The 23,247-nt window shown below is 73.9% G+C and carries 19 protein-coding genes, 3 pseudogenes and 1 riboswitch; of the genes and pseudogenes, 9 read left to right on the top strand and 13 right to left on the bottom strand.

What is annotated here, in order from left to right; genetic code table 11:
• Positions 1–362 precede the first annotated feature (362 nt).
• The 10 genes and pseudogenes from cobA to GEV43_RS26415 form a co-directional block, all read right to left on the bottom strand.
• Complete coding sequence (gene cobA / locus GEV43_RS26455) at positions 363–1,601, bottom strand: uroporphyrinogen-III C-methyltransferase (RefSeq protein WP_309240041.1); 1,239 nt, start codon at positions 1,599–1,601, stop codon at positions 363–365.
• 146 nt (positions 1,602–1,747) lie between these two features.
• Positions 1,748–3,448: pseudogene (cobT, locus tag GEV43_RS56330) on the bottom strand (nicotinate-nucleotide--dimethylbenzimidazole phosphoribosyltransferase); the annotation flags it as partial.
• A 112-nt stretch (positions 3,449–3,560) separates the two neighbouring features.
• Positions 3,561–4,594: pseudogene (cobC, locus tag GEV43_RS56325) on the bottom strand (Rv2231c family pyridoxal phosphate-dependent protein CobC).
• Positions 4,595–4,767: 173 nt separating this feature from the next.
• Entirely contained in the window at positions 4,768–5,364 is a 597-nt protein-coding gene (locus GEV43_RS26445; RefSeq protein WP_160823016.1) for a precorrin-8X methylmutase, read from the bottom strand.
• Entirely contained in the window at positions 5,361–5,912 is a 552-nt protein-coding gene (locus GEV43_RS26440) for a cobalamin biosynthesis protein (RefSeq protein WP_160823015.1), read from the bottom strand. The genes GEV43_RS26445 and GEV43_RS26440 overlap by 4 nt, the downstream gene beginning before the upstream one ends.
• Entirely contained in the window at positions 5,909–7,195 is a 1,287-nt protein-coding gene (cbiE, locus tag GEV43_RS26435) for a precorrin-6y C5,15-methyltransferase (decarboxylating) subunit CbiE (RefSeq protein ID WP_160823014.1), read from the bottom strand. Before cbiE ends, GEV43_RS26440 begins: the two co-directional genes overlap by 4 nt.
• Positions 7,196–7,208: 13 nt before the next feature.
• On the bottom strand, positions 7,209–8,486 hold the full coding sequence (locus GEV43_RS26430; RefSeq protein WP_160823013.1) for a GNAT family N-acetyltransferase: 1,278 nt from the start codon (positions 8,484–8,486) through the stop codon (positions 7,209–7,211).
• Entirely contained in the window at positions 8,483–9,931 is a 1,449-nt protein-coding gene (locus GEV43_RS26425) for a cobyrinate a,c-diamide synthase (RefSeq protein ID WP_160823012.1), read from the bottom strand. The genes GEV43_RS26430 and GEV43_RS26425 overlap by 4 nt, the downstream gene beginning before the upstream one ends.
• A 16-nt stretch (positions 9,932–9,947) precedes the next feature.
• The gene (gene cobO, locus GEV43_RS26420) at positions 9,948–10,562 is read right to left on the bottom strand and encodes a cob(I)yrinic acid a,c-diamide adenosyltransferase (protein WP_160823011.1); all 615 of its coding nucleotides are present in this window, start codon (positions 10,560–10,562) and stop codon (positions 9,948–9,950) included.
• 40 nt (positions 10,563–10,602) lie between these two features.
• Positions 10,603–12,695, bottom strand: a pseudogene (locus tag GEV43_RS26415) (putative cobaltochelatase).
• 77 nt (positions 12,696–12,772) lie between these two features.
• Positions 12,773–12,896, bottom strand: a riboswitch (cobalamin riboswitch).
• 142 nt (positions 12,897–13,038) lie between these two features.
• Between GEV43_RS26415 and GEV43_RS26410 the strand changes: the two are divergent.
• On the top strand, positions 13,039–13,992 hold the full coding sequence (locus GEV43_RS26410; RefSeq protein ID WP_160823010.1) for an oxygenase MpaB family protein: 954 nt from the start codon (positions 13,039–13,041) through the stop codon (positions 13,990–13,992).
• The gene (locus GEV43_RS26405; protein ID WP_309240040.1) at positions 13,968–14,735 is read left to right on the top strand and encodes a TetR/AcrR family transcriptional regulator; all 768 of its coding nucleotides are present in this window, start codon (positions 13,968–13,970) and stop codon (positions 14,733–14,735) included. Before GEV43_RS26410 ends, GEV43_RS26405 begins: the two co-directional genes overlap by 25 nt.
• A 73-nt stretch (positions 14,736–14,808) precedes the next feature.
• On the opposite strand, the gene GEV43_RS26400 is transcribed toward GEV43_RS26405, so the two are convergent.
• Positions 14,809–15,309 (bottom strand): ATP-binding protein, encoded by a 501-nt coding sequence (locus tag GEV43_RS26400; RefSeq protein ID WP_160823008.1) that lies wholly within the window; start codon positions 15,307–15,309, stop codon positions 14,809–14,811.
• 236 nt (positions 15,310–15,545) lie between these two features.
• On the opposite strand from GEV43_RS26400, the gene GEV43_RS26395 reads away from it, so the two are divergent.
• From GEV43_RS26395 to GEV43_RS26380, 4 genes are all read left to right on the top strand, one after another.
• Positions 15,546–16,388, top strand: a complete 843-nt coding sequence (locus tag GEV43_RS26395; RefSeq protein ID WP_160823007.1) for a helix-turn-helix transcriptional regulator — start codon at positions 15,546–15,548, stop codon at positions 16,386–16,388.
• Positions 16,385–16,585, top strand: a complete 201-nt coding sequence (locus tag GEV43_RS26390) for a DUF397 domain-containing protein (RefSeq protein WP_160823006.1) — start codon at positions 16,385–16,387, stop codon at positions 16,583–16,585. The genes GEV43_RS26395 and GEV43_RS26390 overlap by 4 nt, the downstream gene beginning before the upstream one ends.
• A 106-nt stretch (positions 16,586–16,691) precedes the next feature.
• Positions 16,692–17,705 carry an LLM class F420-dependent oxidoreductase gene (locus GEV43_RS26385; RefSeq protein WP_160823005.1) on the top strand — a complete coding sequence of 338 codons (1,014 nt, stop codon included), beginning with the start codon at positions 16,692–16,694 and terminating at the stop codon, positions 17,703–17,705.
• A gap of 462 nt (positions 17,706–18,167) precedes the next feature.
• Positions 18,168–19,838 carry an acetolactate synthase large subunit gene (locus tag GEV43_RS26380; RefSeq protein WP_160823004.1) on the top strand — a complete coding sequence of 557 codons (1,671 nt, stop codon included), beginning with the start codon at positions 18,168–18,170 and terminating at the stop codon, positions 19,836–19,838.
• On the opposite strand, the gene GEV43_RS26375 is transcribed toward GEV43_RS26380, so the two are convergent.
• Entirely contained in the window at positions 19,822–20,346 is a 525-nt protein-coding gene (locus GEV43_RS26375) for a DUF6817 domain-containing protein (RefSeq protein ID WP_241683046.1), read from the bottom strand. The two genes, GEV43_RS26380 and GEV43_RS26375, sit on opposite strands and share 17 nt — an antisense overlap.
• A gap of 83 nt (positions 20,347–20,429) precedes the next feature.
• Between GEV43_RS26375 and GEV43_RS26370 the strand changes: the two genes are divergently transcribed.
• Both GEV43_RS26370 and GEV43_RS26365 read left to right on the top strand, forming a co-directional pair.
• The gene (locus GEV43_RS26370; RefSeq protein ID WP_241683045.1) at positions 20,430–21,200 is read left to right on the top strand and encodes an SDR family oxidoreductase; all 771 of its coding nucleotides are present in this window, start codon (positions 20,430–20,432) and stop codon (positions 21,198–21,200) included.
• A gap of 63 nt (positions 21,201–21,263) precedes the next feature.
• Positions 21,264–21,845 (top strand): TIGR03086 family metal-binding protein, encoded by a 582-nt coding sequence (locus tag GEV43_RS26365; protein WP_160823002.1) that lies wholly within the window; start codon positions 21,264–21,266, stop codon positions 21,843–21,845.
• A gap of 79 nt (positions 21,846–21,924) precedes the next feature.
• Here GEV43_RS26365 and GEV43_RS26360 read toward each other — a convergent pair whose 3' ends face one another.
• Positions 21,925–22,422: a tetratricopeptide repeat protein gene (locus GEV43_RS26360; protein ID WP_309239851.1), complete on the bottom strand. Its 498-nt coding sequence runs from the start codon at positions 22,420–22,422 to the stop codon at positions 21,925–21,927.
• Between the two features lie 175 nt (positions 22,423–22,597).
• On the opposite strand from GEV43_RS26360, the gene GEV43_RS26355 reads away from it, so the two are divergent.
• Positions 22,598–23,221: a sulfotransferase family protein gene (locus GEV43_RS26355; protein ID WP_160823001.1), complete on the top strand. Its 624-nt coding sequence runs from the start codon at positions 22,598–22,600 to the stop codon at positions 23,219–23,221.
• The last annotated feature ends 26 nt before the right edge of the window (positions 23,222–23,247 follow it).

Raw genomic sequence — 23,247 nt, 5'->3', positions numbered from 1 at the left:
CGCCCGAGCCCGAACCGCCCGTCCCCGCAGGAAGGGACCACGCCGCAGCCTCCCCGGACGCAGCGGAACCACCGGAGGCGGCGGAATCGCCGGACGCCGCGGGCGCGCGTGGGGCGCTGGGGCCGTCGGACGTTGCGGAGCCGCCCGACGCGGCGGGACCGCCGGGCGTCGCGGGGGTGCTCGGGGCGTCCTCGGGGTCGGGGGCGTTTCGGTCGTCTTGGGGTCGCGTTCGGCCGGGGCGCCGCCGGAACGGGGCGCGCCGGTCTCCGCGGGGTTGGTGTCCGTGGGGCCTTCTCCGGTGGTCTCGTCCGGGCCCGTGCCCGCCTCCTCGTCGTGAACCGCGCGCTGCTCTGCCGGGGGTGTCACGGATCCCGTCCCATGTCCGCTCGAATCATGTCGATCTCTCGTGCCACGCCGACCACGTCGCCCACCACGACGATCGCCGGGGGCCGGACTCCGGCGGCGGCCATCTCACCGGCCACCGTGCCCAGCGTGGCCGTCAGGGCCCGCTGGCCGGGAAGGGTGCCGTCCTGGACGACGGCGACCGGCGTGTCAGACGACCGACCATAGCGTATGAGGGCCTCGGCGATGAGGGCCATGCGCTCGACCGCCATGAGCAGCACGAGGGTGCCGTTGACGCGGCCGAGCGCCTCCCAGTCGACGGTCGATTCGGGGTGGTCCGGGGCCACGTGCGCGGAGATCACGTGGAACTCCTGCGCGACGCCCCGGTGGGTGACCGGGATGCCCGCGGCGGACGGCACCGCGACGGCGCTCGTGATGCCGGGGACGACGGTGACCGGGATGCCGTGCCGGGCGCAGTGCAGGGCCTCCTCGCCGCCCCGGCCGAACACGAACGGGTCGCCGCCCTTGAGCCGTACGACGAACTTGCCCGCGCGCGCGTGCTCGACCAGGTGTTCGTTGATGCGCTCCTGGGCGACCGTGCGTCCGTAGGGGATTTTCGCCGCGTCGACGACCTCGACGTCGGCGGCCAGCTCGTCCAGCAGCTCGCGCGGGGCGAGGCGGTCGGTCACGACCACGTCGGCCATCGCGAGGAGCTGCCGTCCGCGCACGGTGATCAGGGCGGGGTCGCCGGGGCCGCCGCCGACGAGGGCGACGCCCACGGGCTTCTGGCGGGAGTGCCGGGATTCGAGGGTGGCGTCGCGCAGGCCGTCGACGACCGCGTCGCGCAGGCCGGCGGCGCGGCGGGGGTCGCCGCCCGACAGGACGCCGACGGTGGTCTCGCCGACCTGCCCGCTCGCGGGGGTCCAGGCGGGCGAGGATTCGGCGTCGTCGGCCCGTACGGCCCAGATCCGCGCCGCCTCGGCCTCGGCCACCACGTCGCCGTTGACCTTGGCGTCGTCGGTGACGGCCTGGACGAGCCACGCGCCCGCGCAGTCGCCGCGCCGGTAGGGGCGCTCGTGCCAGGTGAGGCGGCCGTCGGCGATCAGGTCCTCAAGGGAGGGCGTGACGTGCGGGGAGACGAGCACGACGTCGGCTCCGGCGGCGAGCAGCGTGGGCACGCGGCGCTGGGCGACCCGTCCCCCGCCGACGACGAGGACGCGTCGCCCGCCGAGTCGGAGTCCTAGCAGGTACGGGGGCACGTCGGTGTTCTCTCGCTCCGGGCTCTGGGGTCGTTCGCGGACTCGGGTGACGGACATGTGTCTTTGCGGACCAAAGGTACTCGGGTTGCCGCGCTCATGGAGAGCCCCTCCGCCCAGTCGATAGCCGAGCGTGACTCATTCCGTGATCACGCCGTGACTCCGGCCCGGCCGTCGAGGGCGTCCTTGCCGCTCACCCCCGCCGAGTCGAAGGTGGCGACCTCGTGCAGGACCCGCACGGCGCCCTGGACCAGCGGCAACGCCAGCAACGCGCCGGTCCCCTCGCCGAGGCGCAGTTCCAGGTCCACCAGCGGGCGCAGGCCCAGGTGATCAACGGTAGCCGAATGCCCCGGCTCGGCCGAACGGTGCCCCGCGACGCAGGCGGCGACGGCGTCCGGGCACAGCGCCTGCGCGGCGAGGGCGGCGGCTCCGGCGATCACGCCGTCCAGGACGACGGGGACGCGCAGGGCGGCCGCGCCGAGGATGAAGCCCGCCAGGGCCGCGTGCTCCAGCCCTCCGACGGCGGCGAGGACCGTGAGCGGGTCCCCTCCGGAAACGGCCGCGGCGTGGCGTTCCAGGGCCGTGCGGACGACGGCGACCTTGTGCGCGTGCGTGGCGTCGTCGATGCCGGTGCCGCGGCCGGTGACCCGTTCGGGCGGGAGTCCGGTGAACGCGGCGACGAGGGCGGCGGATGCGGTGGTGTTGGCGATGCCCATGTCACCGGTGATCAGGCATCGCGCGCCCGCGGAGACGAGGTCGCGGGCGACCTCGATTCCGGTCTCGACGGCCTTGCGGGCCTGTTCGGGCGTCATCGCCGGTTCGCGGGTCATGTCGGCCGTCCCGGGGGCGACCTTGCGGGGCAGCAGGCCGGGGGCGGCCTCCAGGGGGGCCGCGACGCCGACGTCCACGACGCTGACCTCGGCTCCGACCTGCCCGGCGAACGCGTTGACGACCGCTCCCCCGGCCAGGAAGTTCGCGACCATCTGCGCGGTCACCTCCTGGGGCCACGGGGTGACGCCCTGCGCGTGCACGCCGTGGTCCGCGGCGAAGACGGCGACGGCGGCCGGTTCGGGCAGCGGCGGCGGGCAATGCCCGGCCAGCCCGGCGAGCCGTACCGACACCTCCTCCAGGACGCCGAGCGACCCGGGCGGCTTGGTGAGCCTCGCCTGGTGGGCGCGGGCGTCGGCCATCGCGTTCTCGTCCGGGGGAACGATGGCGGCGACGGTCTCGTCGATGAGGTTCACGGTGTTCTCGCCTTCCTGGCCGGGCAGCCCGCGCCGCCCGTACTCCTCCTGGTGCACCGCCCACGCGAGCGGACGCCGCCGGGCCCAGCCGGTCAGCGCCAGCATCGGCGCCTCGGGGAAGCCCGTCACGTGCCCCGCGCAGAGGTACGCGACGACCTCCACGTGGGCGGGCAGGCCCAGCTCGGCGGCGAGCTCGCGTTCGTCGAAGAAGCTCACCCAGCCGACGCCGAGCCCTTCCGCGCGCGCGGCGAGCCACAGGTTCTCGACGGCGCAGGCCACCGAGTAGTGCGCCGTCTGCGGCTGAACGTGGCGTCCGAGGGGATTCCGGCCACCGCGGGTCGGATCGCAGGTGACGACGATGCTGACCGGCGCCTCCCTGATGGCCTCCACCTTGAGGCCATCGAAACGGGCCGCGCGGGACGGGACGAGCGTCGCCGCGTAGGCGTCGCGCTGCCGTTCCGCCAGCGCGCGGATGCGTTCGCGCCGTTCGGGGTCGCGGATGACCAGGAAGTCCCAGGGCTGCGTCAGTCCTACGGACGGTGCGCGGTGGGCGGCTTCCAGGATTCGCGTCAGAACGGCGTCGTCAACGGGGTCGGGCAGGAAACCGTTCCGCATATCGCGCCGTTCGGCGATGACGCGGTAGACGGCGTCGCGCGCGCGTTGAGACCAGGGGGGTTCGGCCTGGTCGGGTGTGCTCGCTGCGGCGTCGGGCGTCGCGTCAGATGCCGAGGTCACGCAGAACCTCCAGCAGCGCGTCGTTGGCCGTACGGCCGCGTACGGCGATCCGCAGCCAGTCGGGCCCGAGCCCTGGGAACGTGTCGCCGCGCCGTACGGCGTAGCCGCGCTGCCGCAGCAGAGCCCGTATGCCCAGGGCGTCGGGCACGCGCAGGCACAGGAACGACGCGCGCGCCTCCGGGACGACGTACAGCCCGCGCGCGGTGAGCTCAGCCGCCAGCCGGTCCCGTTCGACCGCGAGTTCGGCGGCCCACGCTTCGGCCTCCGCGACCGCCGGGGCGAGGAGCACGCCTCGATGGCGACCAGCGCGGGGGTGGACACGGCCCAGAGCGGCTGCGCCTCCGCCAGGCGGGCCACCAGGTGCGGGTCGGCGAGCAGGTATCCGGCGCGCAGCCCGGCGAGCCCCCACGTCTTGGTGAGGCTGCGGACGACGACGATTCCCGACGGCAGGCGCGTGGCGAGGCTCTCTGGCTCACCCGGCACGCAGTCCATGAACGCCTCGTCCACCACCACCGTCCGTCCGGGACGGGCGAGGGCCGCGACGGCGCTCGCCGGGTGCAGGACGGACGTCGGGTTGGTCGGGTTGCCGACCATGACCAGGTCGGCGTCGTCCGGGACGGCGGCCGGGTCGAGGGTGAAGTCCTTGCCGAGCACGACCCGGGCGACCTCGTGCCCGGCCGCGCGCAGCGCCGCCTCCGGCTCGGTGAACTGCGGGTGCACGACGGCGGCGCGGCGCGGTTCCAGCACCCGCGCGAGCAGCACGAACGCCTCGGCGGCGCCCGCGGTGAGCAGCACCTCCTCGGCGGAGCGCCCGTGCCGCCGCGCGACCGCCTGCCGGGCGGGGCGCGGGTCCGGGTAGGCGGCGAGGTCGGCCATGGACTCGGCGATCCGCGCGGCGAGCCACGCGGGCGGCGTGCCCGTCCGCACGTTGACGGCGAAGTCGGCGAGGCCGCCGCCGACCTCCGCGTCGCCGTGGTGGCGCAGATCCACGTCCTCCGCCTCGCGCTGTGCGGTCATCACGCCCGCGAGCGCCGCGAAACCCGCGCTCGCGGGTCCTGCCCGTCCCACCGGTCCTGCCACGGTGTGCCCTCCGGCCCCGTTCACGCCGATTCCCCCGTTCACGTCGCTTGCTCCTGGGTGGTCGCCTGCCGTCCGCCCCGTCCCCCTGGGGCGCGGGCCCGTCGCCCTGGTCAACGGGCTTCGGCCTGGTAGTAGAGCAGGGCGTTGACCGCCGCCGCCGCGACCGTCGAGCCGCCCTTCTCCGACACGTTGCTGAGCTGCGGCAGCCCGCTGGCCCGCAGCGCCTCCTTGGCCTCGGCGGCGCCGACGAACCCGACGGGCAGCCCGATGACCAGCGCGGGGCCGACCCGCCGCGCGATGATCTCGAAGATGGCCTCGGGGGCGGAGCCGACCACCCACACCGCGCCGGGCCCGACCTCGGCGTACGCCAGCCGCACCGCCGCGGCGGCACGGCTGATCCCGGCCGCGCGCGCCATCCGGGCGGCGGCCGGGTCGGCGGCGTGGCAGACGGTCTCGCGCGCGGTGATCCCGGCGGCGACCATGCCCTCGTCGGTCACGATCGGCGATCCGGAGGCCAGCGCCGTCCATCCCTGCCTGAGGAAGTCCTCCTTGGTCACCAGGTCCACCGCGTACTCCAGGTCGGCGCTGGAGTGGATGACCCGTTCGGCGACCGCGCGCCACAGCGGCGGCATCGGGGACAGGTCGACGCGGGACCGCAGGATCTCGTACGACCGCACCTCGATCGGGTGGGGTTGGCGGACGGTCACTGCGCCTCCTGGACTGGGGACTCGTTCTGGGCCGGGGTGGCGGTATCGGGCGTGGACGCGGGATTCGCTCCGGATTCGGGGGCGGGCCAGGGCGCGGGCCGGATCGCGGCCTCGGGCAACATACGCGCGCGGGCGACAGCGGCGGTGGCGCGGGCCGACGCGCGTTTTCCGGCGACCAGTTCGCCGGGCCGTCCGGGCGTACGGGCGGCGAGGACGGCGGCGGCCTCCGCGACGCTCGGTGTGCCCGTCCGAGCCCGTACCAGTGCGGACGGGTTGGGCACGTTCACCCGAGCCAGTTCGTGGACAGGGTAGGCGACGACGCGCCAGCCCCGTTCCCGCGCGGCTGTACGGATCGCCTCCTCGCCGCCGCGCCCGGCGGCCGTGGCGACGGCATGTACGGCGGCGGGCGCGATTCCGTGCGCGGCGAGGGTCCCATCGATCAGCGCGCCGATCTCGGCGGCGTCCGCCCCGCTGGACGCGCCGACGCCGACCACGAATTCCGCGATTTCCGGGGTCGTGCCTGCGCTTGCGGTGCGTGTGGCGTTCATTCGTCTCCGCCTGGGACGGCGGGGAGCTCCGCGATCGTCCGTGCCCTGCGCTGTGTGCCGGCCTGCGGGCGTGCATCGGCGGGGACGCCGCGTTCGCCCCAGACGATGCTGACGGGAGCGCTGGGAGCGGATCGCGTGGCGGGCGGGGTGGGCGGCCAGAGTTTCTCGGCCTGGAGCCGTACGGCTTCCGTGGTGAAGCCCTCGGCGGCCAGCGATTCGCACGCCGGTCGTACGTGCGCCTCGTCGTCCAGCTCGACCACGACGCTGCGCAGGGCGCGCACGGCGCAGGCCCGTACGACCTCGGTCCCGTTCCCGGCTACGCCTCTGCCCACGAACACCGCGTCAGGAACGGGCAGGTGGTCGAGCACGTCGGGAGCCTCTCCGCGCGAGACGGCGACCTTCACCCCATGCGCACGCACGTTGACCCGTACGCGCTCGCAGGCGGCCGTGTCGCGGTCCACCGCGACGGACGCCGCGCCCAGGCGGGCGGCCTCGACCGCCACCGAACCGCCGCGCGAGCCCACGTCCCACACCATGTCGCCGAGCCTCGGGCCCAGCTTCGCCAGGGCGAACGCCCGCACGTCCTGCCGTGCGGCGGCGCCGTCCTGGAACGCGGCGTCCGGCAGCGCCCAGCCGGCCGGTCCCGGGGCGGCACCCGCGCTCCAGGGGGCGCCGCCCAGGGCGCGGCGCCGGTCCAGCACCAGGACCACCTGCGGGTCCCGCCACGGCCGGGTCGTCGCCTCCGCCGGGCGGGCGTGCACCACGCGCTCGCGGGGTCCGCCAAGGTCTTCGCACACAATGAAGGAACGAGGCGTCTGCGGGAAAAGGTCCCGTCCCAGCTCAGCCGGTCCGGCACCGGGCACCGTGAGAACCGCCACCTTGGGGTGGGCCCGGCAGGCGTTGACCGCCCGGCGGAATCCGTCGCCGTCCCCCGCAGAGACCACGACAGCGTCGTCCCATGGCAGGCCCGCGCGCGCGAACGCCCTCGCCACGGGCGACAGGCCGGGCAACACGTACGGCGCGTGCCCGTGCTCGCGCAAAGCGCGTACCGCCCCGAAGAACCCCGGGTCGCCGTCGACGACGACCACGGCCTGCTCGCCCCGGCCGAGCGCTTCGTCCACGGCGGCGAGGACATCGGCGGAGGCCGTGACGACCCGCGCGCCCGCGCGGGTCGTGAGGTCCTCCAGCAGGCGCGCGTCCCCGGCGACCAGCGCGGCGGACGCCACGAGCTCGCGCGCCTCCGCGGGGAGCGGCGACCCGTCGCGCCCGATGACGGTCAGCACCCCGCCTCCGGGGTCATCGGGCCATCCGCCCGTACATGCCGACCATGCGCTCTCCGGTGAAGTCCACCAGGACGACCTGCGCGGCGATCGGGCTCGCCTCGGCGCCGACCGCGAGCGCGGCGCGCCGTTCGAGCTCCTCGGCCGTCCGGCGGCACAGCTCGCGCCCGCACGGTCCGAGGATCCCGGCGGAGTCCCACAGCTCGTACGCGCGGCGCGGGGTCCCGGCCTCGGCGAGCTCGGCGGCGACGGACGGCGGTCCGTCCAGGTCCGTGGTGATCGAGGCGAGCATGCCCGGGATGTCGGCCGGGACCCGGGGCGGGCGCCCGGCCGCGAACTCGGCCGCCAGCTCGTCCGCGGTGCCGATGAGGACGACCTGAGCGAGCCCCTGCCCCGCCGCGGCCCTCAGCGGCGCGTCACCGCCCGCGGCGAGGAAGCAGGGAGCCGGAAGCTTCGGCAGCATCCTCCGGGCGGCTCCGGCCGCCTCCGGGCCGTACAGGACGAGCGTCTTCTCGCCCTCCGCCTTGAGCCTCCCGATCAGGGCGGCGGCCTCGTCCTCCGAGGCGGCCAGGTTCTCGGGCCCGACCTCGTTCCGCGGTGTCGGCTCGCCGTCCGGGGCGGCGGCCGTGCCGGTGCTCGCGATCATGCTCGTTCCCCCTCGTTCGTGGGCGACGAGCCTTTCGGAGCCGTCCGCGGCGCGCGGGCTCGGCGCGCCGGACGCCCGCGAATCGGCGGCGGGACCGCCGAGGTCGGGCGCGATGAGGCCGAAGACGATCTGGTCGTGGTTGCCGTCCGGGCCGCGCTCCGCGCCGCGCGCGATGCCCTCGCGCAGGTAGCCGGCCTTCTCCGCGACGCGTACGGAGGCGACGTTCGACACGGCGGCGCGCAGTTCGACGCGATGGAGCCCGCAGTCGAGCAGCGCCCAGGACGAGATGATGCGGAGCGCCTCCGTGGCCTGTCCGCGCCCGCGCGCGCGAGGGCGCATCCCGTAACCGACCTCGCAGGTGAGCTGAGACCAGTCGACGCGGAACAGGCCGATCGTTCCGGCGAGGCGTCCCGACGCGCGGTCGATGACGGCCAGGTGGATGGCGACGCCGTAACGGTGCGGCTGGTGAACGCCCTTGGTCAGCCACCAGTGGATGCGTTCGGCGTCCAGCGCGCGCGTGAAGTTGGGCGGCAGCCAGTCCTCGTCGGCGCGCAGGATCTCGATGTAGTCCTCCGCGTCGTCCAGGCTGAACGGGCGCAGCACCACCCGTTCGCCTTCGAGGCGTACGTCGCCGGTGAAAACGCTCACGCGCGGTCACGCTCCCCCGGCGCCGTACGGCACGCGTCCACGATCCGAGCGGCGAAGTGCGGCGCTCCCGCCCAGTGCAGGTGAAGGTAGGACGCGACGCAGTTTCCGCGCACGAATCCCTCCGGGCCGGAGGGAGACCACTGCCAGGCGGCCGTCTCGCCGTGCCCGGGATGGGTGACCGTGCGGTGGAACTCGTGGCCGTGCACGCGTTCGCCCGCACGGGCGACCACCGAGTCCGACACGGCGACCGCCGCCCGGTACCCCAGGGTCAGGCGGGGCGCCATCGCCGCGGTCACGCCTTCCAGTACTCCGCACATCGGCCTTCCGTCCAGCTCGCGGGCCAGGTACAGCAGCCCCGCGCACTCCGCGTACACCGGCCGGGCGCGCGCGAAGGCCGCGAGGTCCGCGCGCAACGGCTCGTTGGCCGACAGCTCGGCGGCGTACACCTCGGGGAACCCGCCGCCGATGACCACGCCGCGCGCGCCGTCCGGCAGGCGATCGTCACGCAACGGGTCAAACCGTACGACCTCGGCGCCCGCCGCCTCCAGCAGTTCCTCGTTCTCGGCGTAACCGAACGTGAACGCCGGGCCCCCGGCCACCGCCACCCGGGGCCGCTCCGCGCGCCCGTCGCGGGCTGCGGCGGACGGCGGCGATTCGGGGAGTTCTCGGGCTTCGCCTGCGCGAACGGCCTCGGCCGGGTCCCAGCGCGAGCCCGCGAGCGGGGGTGCACTGCGCGCGAGCGCGAGGACGGCCTCCAGATCGCACGCCGCCGCGACCATCTCCCCGAGCCGTTCGACCGTCGCCACCGCGTCCGCGTGCCGTTCCGCCGCCGGGATCAGGCCGAGGTGGCGGGACGGCGTCGCGGCGGCCTCGTGGCGGCGCAGCGCGCCCAGCACGGGCAGGCCGAGGTCCTCGACTGCCTCGCGGCACATGCGCTCGTGGCCGTCCGACCCGAGCCGGTTGAGGACGACGCCTCCGATCCGCACGTCCCCGAACGAGCGGAACCCGTGCACCAGCGCCGCCACCGAACGCCCCGCCGCCGCGGACGCGTCCACGACCAGCACGACCGGGGCGTCCAGCAGCGACGCGACGTGCGCGGAGGACGCGTAGTCGCCTCCCCCCGCCGCCGTGCCCTTCCCGGACGCGCCGTCGTACAGCCCCATCACGCCCTCGACCACCGCCACGTCCGCGCCGTCCGCGCCGTGGCGGAACAGCGGGACGAGCAGTTCGTCGGACGTGAGCCAGGGATCGAGGTTGCGGCCAGGCCGTCCCGTCGCGAGCGCGTGGTAGCCGGGGTCGATGTAGTCCGGGCCCACCTTGTGCGGCGACACCGCGAGGCCGCGCGCCGCGAACGCCGCCATCAGGCCCGTCGCGACGGTCGTCTTGCCGCTGCCGGACGCGGGCGCCGCGACGACGACGCGCGGGATTACCGCGGACGCGCTCATCGGCTCACCGCGGGAATCACCACTCGATGCCCTTCTGCCCCTTCTGGCCGCGGTCCATCGGGTGCTTCACCTTGCCCATCTCCGTCACCAGGTCGGCGAACTCGACCAGCCTCGGGTCGGCGTCCCGGCCGGTGATGACGACGTGCTGGTTGCCGGGACGGTCCTTCAGCGCCGCCACGACGTCGTCCACGTCGATCCAGCCCCATTTCATCGGGTAGGTGAACTCGTCCAGGACGTACAGCCGGTACGCCTCGGCGGCGAGGTCGCGCTTGATCTGCTCCCAGCCCTCGCGCGCGTCGGCCTCGTGGTCGGCCTCGGTGCCGGGCCGCTGGATCCACGACCAGCCCTCGCCCATCTTGCTCCAGAAGACGGGGCCGCCCTCGCCCGTCTGGTCGTGCAGGCGGCCGAGCGCGAGCAGCGCGTTCTCTTCGCCGATGCGCCACTTGGCGGACTTGACGAACTGGAACACCCCGATCGGCCAGCCCTGGTTCCACGCTCGCAACGCCAGTCCGAACGCGGCGGTGGACTTTCCCTTGCCCGGCCCCGTGTGGACCATCACGAGCGGCCGGTTGCGGCGCGCGCGGGTGGTCAGGCCGTCCTGCGGTACGTATTCGGGCTTGCCCTGCGGCATCGTCGTTCTCCGTTCTGGGAAATCGTGAAGTCGAGCCGCGTCAGGCCGCGTTCCGGGAGCCGCGGACGACCCCGGCCAGGGAGTCGGCGGCGAGCTCGTCCAGCCGGACGGTCTCGGCGCCGAGCCGGGCCCCGAGGGCGCCGGCGAGGCCGAGCCGTACGGGACCGGACTCGCAGTCGACCACGACCGTCGCGACGCCCGCGAGCGGCCCGGCGGCCGTGGCCGGGTCGGGGCCGTGGGTGGCGCGGCCGTCGGTGACCAGGACCAGCAGGGGTCGGCGCGCCGGGTCGCGGAGGCGTTCGACGCGCAGGACGTCGGCGGCGCGCAGCAGCCCGGCGGCGAGCGGCGTGCGACCTCCGGTCGGCAGCCGTTCCAGCCGCCGCGCCCCGGCCTCGACGGACGACGTGGGCGGAAGCGCCAGATCGGCGTCCGTTCCCCTGAACGTGACCAGTCCGACCTTGTCGCGCCGCTGGTACGCGTCGAGGAGCAGGCTCAGCACGGCGCCCTTGACGGCCCGCATCCGCTTGCGCGCCGCCATCGAGCCGCTCGCGTCCACGACGAAGAGCACGAGGTTGCCCTCGCGGCCGTCCCGGACGGTCTCGCGCAGGTCGTCGGACGTGATGACGAGCCCCGCCCCCGCGCGCCCGCGCGCGGCCTGGTGCGGGGCGGCGGCGCGCAGCGTCGCGGTGAGGTGCACCCCGCGCGTGCCCGGCCGCGCACCCGACACGCGGCCGTACGGGCTGCGCGCCTTGGAACGACGTCCCGGCGCACCCGTTCCCAGGCCGGGAACGGTGAAAAGGCGCGGCTTGTAGGCGGCGTCTGCGGGCGCGGGCTCGTTCTCCTTGGAACGGCCACCGTTCTGCTGGGGTTCGGACTCCCCGCCACCAGGCGGCTGAGCGGCGCCGGTCGGACCGTCGGCAGACCCCTCGTCGGGGCCACCGCCGGAACCGCCGTCCGGCCCGTCAGGGCCGTCAGGGCCGTCAGGGCCGCCAGGGCCGCCATTCGGCCCATCCGGACCGTCCGGACCGTCGTCCGGGGGCTCCGGCTCACGGTCGCCGTCGCGTTCGGCCTGCTCGTTCAGGACCTCGTCGAGCTTCTCGCGGTCCAGCCCCGGCGCGTCGAACGGGTCGCGGCGGCGCCGGTGCGGCAGGGCGAGCCGCGCGGCCGTCCGCACGTCGTCGTCCGACACCGACGTGCGGCCGTGCCAGGCGGCGAGCGCGATCGCGGCGCGGGCCGTGACCAGGTCGGCGCGCAGGCCGTCCACCTCGAACGCGGCGCACACGGCGGTGATCCGCCGCAGCGCGGCGTCGGTCAGCTCGACGCCTGGAAGGCGGTCGCGCGCGGCGGCGATCCGCTCGGCGAGTTCGGCTTCAGCCTCCGTCCACCCGGCGGCGAACCCCGCCGGGTCCTCCTCGAACCGCAGCCGCCGTCGGACGACCTCGGCCCGTTCCTCCGGCTCGCGGGTCGCGGCGACCTCGACCGTCAGCCCGAACCGGTCGAGGAGCTGCGGACGCAGCTCGCCCTCCTCCGGGTTCATCGTGCCGACGAGGAGGAACCGCGCGGCGTGCCGTACCGAGACGCCCTCCCGCTCGACGTACGACTCGCCCATCGCGGCGGCGTCGAGCAGCAGGTCCACGAGGTGGTCGTGCAGGAGGTTGACCTCGTCCACGTACAGGACGCCCCGGTGGGCGGCGGCGAGCAGGCCCGGCTCGAACGCCTTCACGCCCTCGGTGAGCGCGCGTTCGATGTCGAGCGACCCGGTCAGGCGGTCCTCGGAGGCGCCCACGGGCAGTTCCACGAGCCGCGCCGTACGCTCACCGCCTACGGACTCCTCGTCCTCCCCCGCGCGCGCGGGGGAACGTCCCCGGCCACGAAGTGCGGGCCATCGGGGCACCCGGGATCGGGCGCAGCGGGATCGCACGAGAACCGGCATCCCTCGACCACGGCGACGCCGGGCAGCAGGCCCGCGAGCGCGCGGACGATCGTCGACTTGGCGGTGCCCTTCTCGCCCCGGACGAGCACTCCGCCGACACTCGGGGAGACCGCGTTGATCAGCAGTGCGAGCTTGAGGTCGTCCATTCCGACGACCGCGGAGAACGGATAGCGCGCCGTGCCCGCGCGCTCGCGGGTCATCGGCCCATCAGACAGCGCATGCTCAACGTCCTTCCCTCGGGTGTCCACGCCCGTGGCGGTCTGCGTCCCGACGGCCGGAGTCTCCTGGCTCCCGGATCGACGTTCCCCCTCGGCCTTCCAGCGTCGCCGCCGTGGCGTCATCGAGGGGGAGCTCCCCTGGTCACAGTTGCGGGACAGCCCCGGATTCGCACCGGGTTCCTCCGCGTCCGTCGCCAGCACAGGATGGCACACCGCCGGGAACGCCCCAAGTCGCGGCGGAGTGACGCGGACCACCGGCCACTGTTGTTGGCGCGACGCCAACAACACTCTTGGCGGACGGCCAACAAGGTGCTTCACTGGGGGCATGGACGAGCGACCGCACGGACTCCCCTTCCAGCCAGGCGACGTCTCCTGGACGGTCATGCGCGAACCGGTGATCGGCCTCGGCGCCGCCCCCACCCTGCTGCTCCAGGTGACGCACCCGCTGGTCGCGGCGGGCGTCGAGCAGTACTCCGATTTCGAGAACGATCCGTTCGCCCGGCTGTGGCGCACGGCCGACATCATGCTGAAACTGTCGTTCGGCACCCCCGGGCAGTCGGCCCGGCAGTCGCGCATCCTGCGGAAGGTCCACGAGCGCGTGCAGGGAACGTCGTCCGACGGCGTCCCCTACCGCGCCCTGGACCCGGACCTGCTGCTGTGGGTCTGGGCCACGCTGGCGCAGAACGGCCTGGACCTCTACGAGCGGACGTTCGGCCGGCTGCCCGCGGAGGACCGCGAGCGCTACTACCAGGAGCAGAAGCTCATCGCGCACGCGTGCGGCGTGCCGGAGGGGCACTGCCCCGAGTCGTACGCCGACTTCCGCGCCTACTTCGACCGGGTCGTCCGGGAGGAGCTGCGCCCGACCGCGATCTCCGCCAAGCTCGTCGACCGCGAACGGCAACTCCCCATGCCGTGGCCCCTCGGTCCGGCGTACATCCGGTTGAATCTCCTGGCCGCGGGGGCTCTGCTCCCCGACGCGCTGCGGCGCGAACTCGGGATCCCGTGGAGTCCGGCGCGCGCGCTGGCGTTCACGGCGCTGGTGGACGCCAACCGCGCCGCCGCCAAGGTCGTGCCCGCGCCCGTACGGCACCGTCCGACCGACTACATCGTGAGCCGGGACAGGCCGCTGAGCATGTTCGGCACCTCTCCCACCGCACGCGCGCGGGCCGGCACCAGGCGGCGGGACGCGCTGCGCAGGCCCGTCCTGAAGCGCGCGGCCTCCCTCGAACGCAAGGCGGCGGCGATACGGAGCGGATTCCTGGGACGACCGGCGCGTTAACCGGACGAATAGGCTGTCGGCGTGTCCCGCACCCACGACCCGTCCGCGACGGAACCGCCGACCGGGGAGCCGTCCCCCGCGCGCACGCGGGGCCGCGCGGGCCGGGGCCCGAGCCTGCTCCGCCTGAGCCCCGCGCGCGCACGCGGGGCCGGTACCAGCGGCTCAGCCCGGACGAGCGGCGCGACCAGATCCTCGGCGTCGCGCGGCGGATGTTCACCGAACTGCCGTACGCCGACGTGTCCACCGCCGCGATCGCGCGGGACGCCGGCGTCCAGCGGGGCCTGATCCACTACTACTTCGGCACGAAGCGGGAGCTGTTCCTCCAGGTCGTCCGGGGCCTGACGGACGAGGCGGCGGTGCGCGTGCCGCCGCCCGACGCGGACGCGCCGCTCGCCGAGACGGTCGAGCTGTGCGTGGACCTGTTCCTCGACACCGCCGAGGCGAACGCGACGACGTGGTTCGCGGCGGTCGACGCCGAGGGGTTCGGCCAGGACGCCGAGCTGCTGCGGATCGTCAACCGCACGCGCGACCTGACGGTGGAGAGCCTGCTGACCGTCCTGCGCGTGCCGGATCCGTCGGAGACGCTGCGCGCCGTCCTGCGGACCTACTCGGGACTCGCGGACGCAGCGACCCGCCAGTGGCTCCAGGAGAAGACGCTCGACCGGGGCCAGGTGCACACCCTGCTCGCGCGCTCGCTGCTGCTGCTCCTGACCGACATCGCCCCGGCGATGGAACGCGGCTGACCGCATCGACCCCTGGCAGACCCGTGAAAGCCTCCGAAAGACCCGCACGCCAGGGCAGCCGCGTCAGGAGCCCCTAGGGAGAGGCGGCGTGGACGAGCGATTCCGGGACGGCGACCGCGAACCACACGGCCTTGCCCTGGACGGGCGAGCCGAGCCGCGACGACGTGCGCAGCATTCCCCAGCGGCCTCCCGACAGCTCCCGGACGATGCTGAGTCCGCGCCCGCAGTCGCCGGACGTCCACGAGTAGCCCGGAAGCCGGGCGTTGACGTAGGCGTCGAAGACCGCGCAGCGCAGCTCGCCCGGCGCGGGGTACAGCCACAGTTCGTGGGGCCCGTAGTCGCACGCGTGCTGATGGGCGTTCGTCGCGAGCTCGCTCACCATGAGGCGGGCGTCGGCGACGGTGTCGGGGCGGACGCCCAGGGAGGCGAGCGCGTCGCCGAGCACGCCGCGGGCGTGCGCGGCGCAGCCGGGTCCGCCGGGAAGCGCCCAGACGCGCTTGGGCCCGGCGCCCGGCGGCGCGGTGCGGTCGACCGCGTTCCTCGCGTCGTGGCTGGTGTCCGGCGGTGTTCTCACGGGTCCTCCCGTGCCAGGAGTGGCGGCCTCGCGCGAGGTGATGGGCGACGTGCGCTCAGGTCCGCCGCGAGCGAGCCCCTTCAGGATCGTCACTTTCGGTCCCCGAGTGGTCACTCTGCACAGAGTCTCGTGAGATTCTCACTCGCGCAACAGGGTTGGCCGGATTGCTCTGGCTGACCAACCGGGTTCGTCATTCGCGTTGTACGGGGCCGTCCGAGTCGAGAGACTCCGGTCCCATGACCTACCGGCCCACCGTTCGCGGCCGCCGGCTGGCACGGGAACTTCGCAGGTTGCGGGAGGAGCAGGGGCTGACCCTGCAAGAGGTGTCCGACCGGCTCGACTGGTCGCGAGCCACGATCTCCCGCTTGGAGACGAGCCAGACCCGGCCACGCCCCGGCGACATAGCAGACATACTCGACCTCTACGGCGTGCCCAGCCCCGAGCGGGACGCGCTCATCACCCTCGCCCGCCAGGCGGGCCAGCGCGGCTGGTGGACGGCCTACGCGGACGTCTTCACCGGCAGCTACGTCGCGCTGGAGGACGAGGCGTCCCTGATCCGCACCTGGGACCCCCAGCTCGTCCACGGCCTGCTCCAGACCGAGGACTACTCCCGGGCCGTCATCACGGCCGGCCGCATGCTGCCCAACGAGGAGGACGTCGAGCGCCGCATCGCCGCCCGCAAGATCCGCCAGGGCCTCCTGAAACGTCCCGAGGCCCCGCACGTGCACGTCATCTTCGACGAGGCGGTGCTCCGCCGGAAGATCGGCGGGCACGCGGTGATGTCCGCGCAGCTCGAATCGCTCGCCGCGATGGCGGAACGCCCCAACGTGACCGTCCAGGTGCTTCCGTTCAGCACGGACGCCCATGCGGGACTAGACGGACGTTTCACCATTTTGTCGTATCCGAACCCCGCTGACCCCGATATCGCCTACGTAGAGGGCACCATGGGCGACGTTTATCTCGAAAGCGCCGAGGAAATAGCAAAACATGGCGTCCGCTTCGAGAGGATCGAGGCGGCCGCTCTGTCCCCCGAGGAATCCGCGCACCTCATCGCCGAGGCAGCAAGGAGCAACCCGTGACCGAACCCAAGCGCGCGTCCATCGGAGCCACGTGGCGCAAGTCCTCCCACAGCGGGAGCGGCGACCAGTGCGTCGAAGTGGCTTCCCTCTCCGGTGGCCTGCGCGCCGTACGCGATTCGAAGGATCCGGACGGACCGGCCATCGTGCTGAGGCCGGGCGCCCTGCGGGCGTTCGTCGACTCGGTCAGGGAGTCCTGACCACCGGATCGCGAGAAGGGGGCCGCGGGCGCGCCGCCGCGGCCCCCTTCCTCATAACTAGAACGTGTTCTAACATCACCCTGCGACGACGACCGGAGGGTGACTCGTGACCGCGGATCTCAAGCTCGGCATCAACGTCGGCTACTGGCAGCGCCATCCCGAGGACCGGACCGACACGGTGCTGGCCGCCGAGCGGCTCGGCTACGACTCGGTGTTCACGGCCGAGGCGTACGGCTCGGACGCGTTCACCCCGCTCGCCTGGTACGCCGCCCGCACCTCGACCATCAAGCTCGGCACGGCCGTGGCGCAGCTGTCGGCGCGGACGCCCGCCGCCACCGCCATGCACGCGCTGACGCTGGACGCGCTGTCGGGCGGCCGCGTGATCCTCGGCGTCGGCGCGTCCGGCCCGCAGGTGGTGGAGGGCTGGTACGGCGTGCCGTTCCCGAAGCCCCTCGCGCGCACGCGCGAGTACCTCGACATCATGCGGCAGGTGTGGCGCCGCGAGAAGCCGGTGACCAGCGAAGGGCCGCACTACCCCCTGCCGTTCCCGGGCGGGGCGGGCCTCGGCAAGCCGCTCAAGCCGATCGTCCACCCGGTCCGGCCGGAGATCCCCGTGTACCTGGGGGCGGAGGGGCCCAAGAACGTCGCGCTGGCCGCGGAGATCACGCAGGGCTGGCTGCCGCTGTTCGTGGACCCCGAGCAGGTCGAGACGCTCTTCGGCGCCTCCCTCGCCGGACGTCCCGAGGGCTTCGAGATCGCCGCGACCGTGACCACGATCGTCACCGACGACGTCGCCTCGGCGCTGGAGTTCGCGAAGATCCCGCTCGCGTTCTACATCGGCGGGATGGGCGCCAAGAACCGCAACTTCCACCTCGACCTGATCGGCCGCCTCGGGTACGCCGAGCAGGCCGCGCGGGTGCAGGAGCTGTTCCTGGCCGGCCGCCGGGACGAGGCGATCAAGGCGGTGCCGGACGGGCTGGCCGACGCGATCTCGCTGCTCGGCCCGATCGGGCGGATCAGGGAACGGCTCGCCCTGTGGCGCGACAGCCCGGTCACGACCCTGCTCGTCGCGGGCGTCCAGGACGAGCCGACCCTGCGCGCGATCCGCGACCTCGTCTGAGCCGGGCACGGAGCCGGCCACCGGGCCGGGCGCGAGGCCGGGCACCGGGCCGGGCACGGGAACCGGGCACCGGGCCGGGCACGGGAGCCGGGCACGGGAGCCGGGCACGGGAGCCGATCGCCGGGATCGATCACGGGGAAAGGATCTTTGCACCTTTCCGCCCGAAACCCTTACGCATAGGGAAGTTCCCGACATAACCCAGCGCATCATAGTTTCGCTTCCAGACCACCCGGAGTGACCGGGGCATGGAGAGGGGCGGTCCGGCGGCAGGCCGGGCCGTCCCTCTGCATGCGCGGGCCCCGGCCGCGCACCCGCGCGCGTGCGCGACGGCCCGTGTGCGCGCGGCGTCCAGGTAGATCGTTTTCGTGCCGGACGCCACACGGCCCGCAGGAATGCGCGGCGGGGGTCCGGACGCTGGAAACGATGTCTACACAGGACCGACCGCTTGGAGAAGGACACACGATGTCCACGCAGGCCGATGCCGCGCAGGCCGACGCGGCCCGATTGCTCGTCCGCACCCTGGAGGCCGAAGGCGTCGAGTACGTGTTCGGGATTCCCGGCGAGGAGAACATCCACTTCGTCAACGCCCTCACCGACTCCTCCATCCGCTACGTCCTGGTCAGGCACGAGCAGGGCGCCGCGTTCATGGCGGAGATCTACGGGCGGCTGACCGGCAAGGCGGGCGTGGCGTCGGCGACGCTCGGCCCCGGCGCGATCAACCTCCAGCTCGGCGTCGCGGACGCCACCACCAACAGCACCCCGGTCGTGGCGATCTCGGCGCAGGTCGGCCTGGACCGGATCTACAAGGAGTCGCACCAGATCGTCGACCTGGTGTCGCTGTTCCGGCCGATCACCAAGTGGTCCGAGCTGGCGCCGACCGCCGAGGCGCTGCCCGAGATGGTCCGCAAGGCGTTCAAGACCGCGCAGACCGAACGCCCCGGCGCGGTCTACCTGGCGATCCCCGAGGACGTCGAGTCGGCCAAGGTCGCCGCGTCCCTGAAGCCGCTGCCGCGCAACGTCGTACGCCCGCAGGAGCCGTCGCCCGCGCAGATCGCCCGCGCCGCCGACGTGATCGCGCTCGCGCGGCAGCCGATCGTCCTCGCCGGGCACGGCGCGACGCGCGACGGCGCGAGCCAGGCCCTGATCCACTTCTCCGAGCACCTCGGGCTGCCGGTCGCGACCACGTTCAACGGCAAGGGCGTGTTCCCCGACGACCACCGCAACGCCCTCGGCGCGGTCGGGTTCATGCGGCACGACTACGTGAACTTCGGCTTCGACGAGGCGGACGTGCTGATCGCGGTCGGGTACGAGCTCCAGGAGTTCGACCCCATCAAGATCAACCCGAACGGCGACAAGAAGATCATCCACATCCACCGGTCCGCGGCCGAGGTGGACGACCACTACCCCGTCGAGGTCGGCATCCAGGGCGACATCTCCCGCTCGCTGCGCGCCCTCGCCGACGCCGCGCACCGCCGCTTCGACGTCAACGGGACGGGCCGCCGCATCCGCGAGCTCATGCGCGCGGAGCTGTCGGCGGGCGCCGCCGAGACCGGGTTCCCCGTCTCGCCGCGCCGCGTCGTCGCCGACATCCGCGAGGCGATGGGCCGCGAGGACATCGTGCTCGCCGACACCGGCGCGGTGAAGATGTGGATGGCGCGGATGTACCCGACGTACGAGCCCAACACGCTGCTGGTCTCCAACGGCCTGTCGTCCATGGGGTTCTCCGTGCCGGGCGCGATCGCCGCCAAGCTCGCCCGCCCCGACCGCAAGGTGCTGGCCGCGACGGGCGACGGCGCGTTCCTGATGAACTCCCAGGAGCTGGAGACCGCCGTCCGCGAGAACGTCCCGATCACCGTGCTCATCTGGGAGGACGACGCGTACGGGCTGATCGAGTGGAAGATGGACCTGGAGCTCGGCCGCAGCTCCCACATCAAGTTCTCCAACCCCGACTTCGTCGCGTACGCGGAGAGCTTCGGGGCGCGCGGCTACCGCGTGACCTCGGCGGACGAGCTGCTGCCGACGCTGCGCAAGGCGCTCGCCGACGACGCGGTCTCCGTCATCACCGTCCCGGTCGACTACTCGCACAACCTCCAGCTCACCGACAAGCTCGGCGAACTCACCGATCCGTTCTGAACGCGGCGCGCACCGCCGCGCGGGCGCGCGGGGACAGCAGCCCGTCCCACGACGCGAACAGCTCGCTCAGGGCCCGGCCGTACCGGGCCCTGAGCCCGGCGTCGTGCCGCAGGACGTCGAGCTCGTTGGCGACGGTCAGCTCCGCGAAGTCGCACCGGTCACCGAACGGGATCTCGCGGACGAGACCGGTGAAACGGTCCTTGAACGCCCCGTCCGCCAGCCGCCGATGCGTGAAGCCCCGGTCGCAGCTCGCGTACAGATGGACGATCCGTTCGGCCTCCTCGCCGATGGCGGCGGCCAATACCGGACGTTCCGCGAGGTCTCCGAGAGCGGTCGCGAAACCGTCCGTCCCGTAAAAGGCGTGCGCCGATCCGGCGGCGCTCAGATCGGGCCGGGCGCCCCATTCCTCCAGCTCATCCCGGACGCGGAACAAATGGCGCAAAAGGGTCCCGCCGGGGTGCGTGATCTCCCGCGCGCCCCGGGCCTCCAGCAGTTCGGCGACATCCATCGGGCCATCGTCCAGAAGGCGTCTTAGCAGGTCAATCCATAAATTTCCTTGGAATGTCCCAAGCACCGCCTAGGGTGGCCCCCATGCAGAACACCCTCGCGGGAAGGGTCGCGATCGTCACCGGAGTGAGCCGGCGGGCGGGCATCGGCTTCGCCGTCGCCCGCGAGCTGCTCGACGCCGGCGCCAAGGTGCTCGTCCAGTCCTGGGCACAGCACGACGCCGAGCAGCCCTGGGGCGCGGACGCGACGAGCGCCGCCGCCGAGCTGGGCCCCGACGTCCCACACGTGGAAGTCGACTTCGCCGACCCGGACGCGCCGGAACGGGTCGTCACCGCGGCGGTCGAGACGTTCGGGGCGGTGGACGTCCTCGTCGCCAACCACGCGCGTAGCTCGACGCAGACGCTGGAGAAGCTCACCGCGGCCGAGCTCGACCTCTCCTGGGCGGTCAACGCCCGCGCCAGCGCGCTGCTCGCCCAGTCCTACGCGCGCGCCCACGACGACGAGCGTCCCGGCGGACGGATCGTGCTGTTCACCTCGGGGCAGCACCTCGCGCCGATGCCCGGGGAGCTGCCGTACGCGATCAGCAAGGGCGCGATCCACCAGATGACGCGGAGCCTGGCCGACGCGCTCGCCGACCGCGGCATCACCGTCAACACGGTCAACCCGGGCCCGGTCGACACCGGCTGGGCCGGCGCCGAGCTCACCGCGCACGTCGCGCGCTCGCTGCCCCGGGGCCGCTGGGGCCGCCCCGCCGACGTCGCCCGCCTCGTCCGCTGGCTCGCCTCCGACGACAGCGAGTGGATCACCGGGCAGGTGATCGACGCCGAGGGCGGTTTCCGCCGCTGGGTCACGTAGCGATGACTTCCGCCCGCGCCGCAGGTCCGCACACGCACGCGAACGAACCGAGAGGAACCGCCGATGTCCCCCAAGCCCGACCTCACGCCCGCGGCCGACGCCATGGCCGCCCTGCTCGCCGGCGTGACCGACGAGCAGCTCACCGCGCCGACCCCCTGCGAGGACTACACGCTGGGCGACCTGATCGACCACATCGACGGCCTGGCGCAGGCGTTCACCAACGCGGCGCTGAAGGACTTCCCCGAAGGGGGCTCGCAGGGTCCGTCCGGCGACGCGTCCCGGCTCGGCGACGACTGGCGCACCCGGATCCCCGCGCGCCTGAAGACGCTCGCCGAGGCGTGGCAGGCGCCCGCCGCGTGGGAGGGCACGACGGCCGCGGGCGGCTTCGACCTGCCCGCCGAGATCGCGGGCACGGTCGCCCTCAACGAACTGGTCGTCCACGGGTGGGACGTCGCCGTCTCCACGGGCCAGCCGTTCGACCCGGCCCCCGCGACGCTGGAGCCGAGCCTCCACCTGCTGACCCCGCAGGACACCGAAAGCCCCGACGGCTTCTTCGGCCCCATCGTCGCCGTCCCGGAGTCGGCCCCCCTGCTGCACCGCGTCCTCGGCCTCAGCGGCCGAGACCCCGAGTGGACACGCCCCTGACCGAAGCCCCGCCACCGCCCCCGCCTCACCGGACGCCCAACCCGCAAGCCCGAGAGCGGGGGCCGCTGCGGCACGATCCTTAGGTGATCGCGGTGGCGCAGGCGGCCAGGGAGCGCTGGTATCTGGGCAGGTGAGCGGACAGGGCGGACAGTGCCAGCGCGACCGCCTCGCGCTCGCGGCCCACGTCGGTGAGCGCGAGCGCGAGGAACGCCGCGACGGCGTCGTCGAGTTCGCGCTCGCCCGCGCCGGCGCGGGCGGGATCGCGCTCGCGCTCGGCCGCGAGCAGGGCGACGCTCTCCTCCGCCCGGCCGAGCGCGCGCAGCGAACTGGCGAGCTGGATCACCGCCCGGCGGCGGCGGACGCCGGTGAGTCCCGCTTCGAGCCCCTGCCGGTACAGCGGCACCGCGCGGTCCGGGCGGCCGGTCGAGTCGAACGCCGACGCCCGTTCGAACGCGGCGACGGCCTCCGGAACCCCGGCGGCGACCCGGTCCATGCGGGCCACGAACTCGTCCGCGGGCAGGTCGTCGATCGACGCCCACAGGTCGGCGATGCGCCGTTCCCAGTCGTTATCGGTCACACCACGACCCTACGGCGATCACTCCGCGCACCCTGCGCCCTCCCCCGCCCCACGGGGGACCGCGCGTCGTTCGCCGGATGCGCGGAGTCGTCAGGAGGGGGCTGTGGCGGCCGGGACAGTGCCTCGCCCGGGACGGGAAACTTACTCTCTGTGAGCAAACGCCAAAGGAGAGCCCATGGAGATCATCGGCGCCGGGATGGGACGCACCGGGACACTCTCCCTGAAGCACGCGCTGGAACGGCTCGGATTCGGCCCGTGCTACCACATGGTCGAGATCCAGCGAGAGCCCGAACGCGGCTGGGCCTGGCTGGACGCCGCGCGGGGCGAGCCGGTCGACTGGGACGAGATCTTCCGCGGCTACCGCGCCACCGTGGACTTCCCGGGGCGCTCGTTCTGGCGGGAGCTGACCGCGCACTACCCGCAGGCGAAGGTGCTGCTGAGCGTCCGCGATCCGCGCCGGTGGTACGAGAGCGCCATGGCCACGATCTACAACCCGCGCAACGAGCCCGAACCCGGCCCCATCGACCGGGCGTGGCGGCTGCGGTTCCGGCACGACTTCGGCTGCGAACCCCGGGACGCCGAACGGGTGATCGCCGGGTTCCGCGCCCACACCGAGGCCGTCCAGCGGGCCGTCCCCGCCGACCGGCTGCTGACGTACGAGGTGGGGCAGGGCTGGGAACCGCTGTGCGCCTTCCTCGGCGTCGAGGTCCCCGACGAGCCGTTCCCGCGGCTCAACGAGCGGACCACCTACCGGCCGCCCGGCGCCTCCGGCTTCCCCATCGCCGGGCCCGCCGAGTGACGCCTCGGCCGCGCGGCGCGGGCGGG

This window comes from Actinomadura sp. J1-007, assembly GCF_009793335.1.
GTDB lineage: Bacteria > Actinomycetota > Actinomycetes > Streptosporangiales > Streptosporangiaceae > Spirillospora > Spirillospora yumaensis.
The sequence above is the reverse complement of the archived record's forward strand: the minus strand, read 5'-3'. Positions and strand labels throughout refer to the sequence as shown.